Origin of the sequence: Streptomyces sp. SID5785 (assembly GCF_009870065.1) — a bacterium.
In the GTDB taxonomy this organism is placed as follows: Bacteria; Actinomycetota; Actinomycetes; order Streptomycetales; family Streptomycetaceae; genus Streptomyces.
This window is the reverse complement of record NZ_WWIA01000149.1, coordinates 1-5,532: the sequence shown is the minus strand read 5'-3', so window position 1 is coordinate 5,532 and position 5,532 is coordinate 1. Positions and strand designations below refer to the sequence as shown.

3 protein-coding genes are annotated in these 5,532 nt (G+C 75.9%); 2 read left to right on the top strand and 1 reads right to left on the bottom strand.

Features of this window, described 5'->3' with window-relative positions; translation table 11 throughout:
• A partial coding sequence (locus GTW43_RS04745) for an asparagine synthase-related protein (protein ID WP_237536409.1) occupies positions 1-1,004 on the top strand: 1,004 nt, incomplete at its 5' end.
• Positions 1,005-1,550: 546 nt separating this feature from the next.
• A complete protein-coding gene (locus GTW43_RS04740; protein WP_161300354.1) occupies positions 1,551-4,982 on the top strand; it encodes a BTAD domain-containing putative transcriptional regulator in 3,432 nt (1,143 codons plus the stop codon).
• A gap of 90 nt (positions 4,983-5,072) precedes the next feature.
• On the opposite strand, the gene GTW43_RS04735 is transcribed toward GTW43_RS04740, so the two are convergent.
• On the bottom strand, positions 5,073-5,532 hold a 460-nt coding region (locus GTW43_RS04735), incomplete at its 5' end, for an NPCBM/NEW2 domain-containing protein (RefSeq protein WP_202501043.1).

The following is a 5,532-nucleotide window of genomic DNA, read 5'->3' as shown; positions in this document are numbered from 1 at the left end:
CCGCCCGGCACCGCGCGCGCCTCGCCTCCGGCAGCGCCGACCACTTCACCGGGTACGGCGCACGCCAGGTGCTCGACGCGCACCCCGCCCGGCTGACCGACCTCCTGATGGACCGGAGGCGGCGCAGCATGGTGCGGCCCGTCGCGGCGCTCACCAAGGCGGACGGATCGCTCACCGTGCCCGCGCGCGTGTACGGCGCCGCGCGCAAGCTGGCCCGCACGCCGTACCGGGCCGGGCTCGACGGACTCGCCGAACTGCTGCTGCACCGGCGCTTCGAGGACGCGGGCGGCGCCGTCGGGGCCTCGCTCGCCGCACTCACCTGGGCGAGACCCGGGCCCGCCGCGCGCTGGCTGACCGGTGAAGCGCTAGCTGAAGTATCGGTTCGCCTGGGTGTGGGGGCGACCCGCCCGGGGCCGGGGCCCGGGCAGCGGCCCGGCGAGTTCCGGGCCCGCGCGGCGCTCGCCCGGCAGGCCGCGGACCTGCGCATCCTCGAACAGGCCGCGGAGGTCCGCTTCCAGCGGCTGCACGCGCCGTTCCTCGACAACCAGGTCGTGCGCGCGTGCCGGGCGCTTCCCGAGGCGCTCCGGGTCCAGCCCGGGGCGCGGGCCGACATCCTCCGGACGGTCCTCGAGGGCGCCGGCGTCACCGACCTCCCGGCCGGCTGGGGCGCCACCTCGCACGCGACGTCCGCGGCGGCGGCCCGGACGGGACTGCGGGTCGCCGCGGACGAACTCATCGCGCTCTTCGACACGCCCCTGCTCGCGCAGACCGGGCTCGTCGAGGCGCGGGTCGTCCGCAAGGCGTTGCGGGCGGCCGCGGACGGGGAGGCGTTGCCGCTCGACGGGCTGGCCGACCTGGTCTCCCTGGAGCTGTGGCTGCGCCGGCTCCTGGCCCGGCGCGGCACCTGCTGGACCGGGACGCCGGCGCGGGCGCGGGCGGTGCCGTCCGGGTCGGTGACGCCGGAGCGGGCGCTCGGTTCGGGCAGCGTTCCCGGGCTGCCCTGAGCGGGGCGGTGCCGCCTCGACGGCGTCGGGGTGTGCGCCCTGGCCCCGGCCCTTGTCCCGGCCCTCCCGCACCTCCGGCCGGGCTGTGCCCGTGCTCCCCGGCGTAGGGGTGTGGGTGTAGGTGTGGGTGTGGGTGGGGCTCGTCTGCAGGGTGCCGCAGCGTCGTGGCCGCTCGCGCAGTTCCCCGCGCCCCTGAAGGGGCTTGCCCAGCACGCTCGCCGAGGCGGTGCCGGATCACCACAGCGGGGCCCCGCTCCGTGCCCCTGACGGGGCTGCCCAGCACGCTCGCCGCGGCGTCGCCGGATCACCACAGCGGGGCCCCCGCTCCGTGCCCCTGGCGGGGTTGCCCAGCACGCTCGTGGCGGCGGTGCCGGACCATCACAGCGGGGCCCCGCCCGTGCCCCTGACGGGGCTGCCCAGCACCCGCGGGTCGGCGCCGCCGGATCACCACAGCGGGGCCCCGCCCCGCGCCGCAGTCGCCCGCCGGACCCGCCCGGCACGGGAAACCCTGAGGCCAAGACGCGCAGAAGCGGCGACAATGCCCGGGTGCAGTACAGAATCCTGGGCGCCACCCGAGCGAGCGACAGCCATGACACCCCCGTACCCGTCGGCGGCCCCCGCCTCCGCGCCCTCCTCACCTCCCTGGCCCTGCACACTCCCCGCCCCGCCCCCACCGACACCCTGATCGACGACGTCTGGGCGGACGCCCCGCCCAGCGACGCCCCGGCCGCGCTCCAGGCCCTGGTCGGCCGCCTGCGCAGGGCCCTCGGCCGGGAGGCGATCGCCTCGGACACCGGCGGCTACCGCCTCGCCGCCCGCCGCGAGGACGTCGACGCCCACGTCTTCGAGCAGCTGACCCGCCGGGGCACCCAGGCCCTCACCGACAACGACCCCGCCACCGCCTCCCGCCTCCTGCGCGAGGCACTGGCGCTGTGGCACGGGCCGGCGCTGGCGGACCTCCCGCCGTTCGACGGCACCGTCCGCCCCGAGGCGCAGCGTCTGGAGACCCGTCGGCTCGACGCCACCTGGGCCGCCGCCGAGGCCGATCTGCGTCTGGGCCGCGCCGCGGACCTCGTACCGGAACTGCGCGAGCTGACGACGGTGTACCCGTACGACGAGCCGCTGTGGGCCCTGCTCATCCGCGCCCTGCGCGCCACGGGCCGGGGTGCCGACGCGCTCGCGGCGTACGAGGAGGCCCGCCGGACCCTCGCCGACGGCCTCGGCACCGACCCGGGCCCCCAACTCCGCCGCATCCACACGGAACTTCTCACTCCGGATCCCGCGGACCCCGTTCCTGTGGACCCTGTTCCTGTGGACCCCGTTCAGGCGGATCCTGTTCACGCGGGCTCCGCCCCCGCTGACCTCGGCTCGGCCCCGGCCCCGGCGCCCGCCGCGCCGACCACCGCCCGCACCCCGGTCCGGCAGGGCAACCTCCGGCCGCGGCTGAATTCCTTCGTGGGCCGGGAACCCGAACTGGAGGCCATCCGTTCTGACTTGCGAGGAGCACGCCTGGTCACGCTCACGGGCCCGGGCGGCTCCGGCAAGACCCGCCTGGCGGAGGAGGCAGCCGCACCTGCCTCCCAGGCCTGGCTGGTCGAGCTGGCGCCGCTCGACGACCCGAAGGCGGTGCCGGGCGCGGTCGTCAGCGCCCTGGGCCTGCGCGAGACGGTTCTGATGACGAGCGAGCTCTCGCCCGTCCCCCAGGACGACCCGACACGGCTCCTCATCGAGCACTGCGCCCAGCGCAGCCTGCTGCTGATCCTTGACAACTGCGAGCATGTGATCGACGCCGCGGCCCAGCTCGCCGAGACCCTGCTCACGCACTGCCCGTCGCTGACGATCCTCGCCACGAGCCGCGAGCCCCTGTCCGTCCCGGGGGAGTCCGTCCGCCCGGTCGAGCCGCTGCCCCCGGACCCCGCATCCCGCCTGTTCGCCGAGCGGGCCGCGGCCGTGCGCCCCGGTTTCGACCCCGCCCAGGACCGTGCGGCGGTCGCGGAGATCTGCCGCCGTCTCGACGGACTGCCGCTCGCCATCGAACTGGCGGCGGCCCGGCTGAGGCTGCTCACCCCACGCCAGATCGCGGACCGCCTCGACGACCGTTTCCGCCTGCTGACCAGCGGAAGCCGCACCGTCCTGCCCCGCCAGCAGACGCTGCGTGCGGTCGTCGACTGGTCCTGGGACCTGCTGGACGAGCAGGAGCGCCGGGTGCTGTGCGAGCTGTCGGTCTTCGCCGGCGGCTGGGACCTGGAGGCGGCCGAGGCCGTCTGCACCGGGGTGCCGGGCGCCGCCCTGACGGTCGCGGACGCCATCGGCTCTCTCCTGGACAAGTCCCTGCTGATCGCGGCCCCGCAGCCGGACGCCGACGCCCCCGGCGGCATGCGGTACCGGATGCTGGAGACGATCCACGAGTACGCCACGGAGCGCGCCGCCGCCTTCCCCGACCTGCGGCGTCGCACCGAGCGCCGCCACACCGCGTGGGTGCGCGCCTTCCTGGAGCTGGCCGAGCCCCGCATCCGCTCGGCGGAGCAGCTCCCCTGGATCCAGCGCGTGGAGACGGAGCTGGACAACATCAGAGCGGCCCTGCACCGCGTGACCCAGCCGCCCGCCGCATCCGTACCCGCAACGCCCGATTCCGGCTCCGCCTCAGTTCGCGACGCCGACGCCACTGCCGCCGCCGGTGCCGCCGACGACGGCCGGGACGAGGAGACGGCCATCGCGCTGACGCTCCTGATGGGCTGGTTCTGGTGGCTGCGCAACTACCGCCCCGAGGCGGCGAGCTGGCTGGCCCGCACCATGGCCCTGCTGCCCGACCGGAGCGCCCCCGACGACCCGGCCGACCCGCTGCACTGGCCCCGGTTGAACCTGCGGCTGCTCGATCTCTTCCTCCTCATCGAGACCCGGCCGCAGGAGGCGGTGCGCGACGAGGCCGACCGGGAGTACGTGGCGCGCGTGCGGTCCGCGTTCGAGCCGCCCTGCCCGATGGCCGCGCGGTTCCCGGGGATCATCTGGCCGTTCTCGCTGTTCCTCCTCGACCAGGACCGCCCGGACATGCGGGCCGCGCTGGACGCGGCGGTGGCCAACTGCCGGGAGTTCGGCGGCGACTGGGAGATCGGTGTGATGCTGATGTTCCGTACGCACGTGGCCGTGGACATGCCGGGAAACATGCAGGGAGTCGACGGCGACCTGGCCGAACTGCGCGACATCAGCCGCACGGTGGGCGACCGCTGGATGCGCGCCCAGGTGTGCAGCGCGGCGGGTGAGGCGGCCATGATGCGCGGCCTCATGGACGACGCGAAGGAGCAGTACGAGGAGGCGCTGCGCCTCGCGTACGAGGTCGGGGCCTACGCCGAGTCGCCGTTCCTGCTGGCCCGGCTCGCGGAGATCGCCTACCTGGCGGGCGAGCCGGACACCGCGCGCAAGACCCTCGACGTGGCGAGCGACGAGGCGTCCCGGGTGGGGGTCACGGACACGACGGCGTTCGTGCGGGTGCTCCGCGGCCATCTGCTGCTGACCGACGGGGACGTGGCGGGCGCACGCGTGCTGTGCGAGGAGGCGCTGGAGCTGGCCCGGGTCGGTTCGCCGCCCCCGCAGTTCATCGCGGCGCTCGGCCGGCTCGAGGCGAAGATCGCGGCGGCCGAGTCCGGACCGGTGGCGGGCCTGACGATCCTGGCCCGGGTCCTGCGGGACGCGGTGATGGACCGCTGTTCGGAGTCGGTGACGGGAGGCCTGATCGACATCGCGGCGGAGTTCCAGGCGGAGGCGGGGAACCCGGAGCGTTCCGTGCGGCTGCTCGCGGCGTCGGACGCGCTGCGCGGCGGCCGGGAGCGTCCACAGCCGGAGCGGGATGCGTGCGCGCGGATCGAGGCCCGGATCCGTGAGGCGCTGGGCGCCATGCGCCACGATGCGTTGCGCGCGGAGGGCCGGGGCCTGACCGCGGACGACATCCTGTCCGAGCTCGACCCGGGCCCGGCCCACTGACCCTGGGCCCTCTGACCCCGGGCCCGGCCCACTGACCCGGCGCCGCCCACCCGGATCACTGCCGCGACCGACCCCGGGACCCGCCCGCCCTTACCCGCAGGTGAAGCGGGACTGCGCCCAGTCCGCGACGGCCACGCCGCCGAACGGGGTCTGGGGTTCGACCACGAGCCGGATCGTCTTCGCCCCCGAGAGCCCGACATGCACGGGCACCGCCGCGTCATGGCCCCGCACCACCGGCGACTGCCAGGCCCGCGCCCCGTCGACGTAGACGGAGAAGCGGACGGCGCCGAGGCCGAGAGTCAGGTCGTCCACGCCGACGAGCGCGTCGTACGCGGTGCAGGTGCGGTTGAGGTCGATGGTGACCGAGGAGCGGGAGTGCACCGAGACACCGTGGGCGTACTGCTGCCCGCCGATCGAGAGCCCCTGCCGCTGCCAGACCCAGCTGCTCTCGCCGAGCCGCATCTCGGGCTCGGTGCCGTCACCGATGCCGCCGTACGACAGCTGGTTCCACTGGTACACGGCCGGCGGGGCCGGAGGCGGCGGGGTCGGA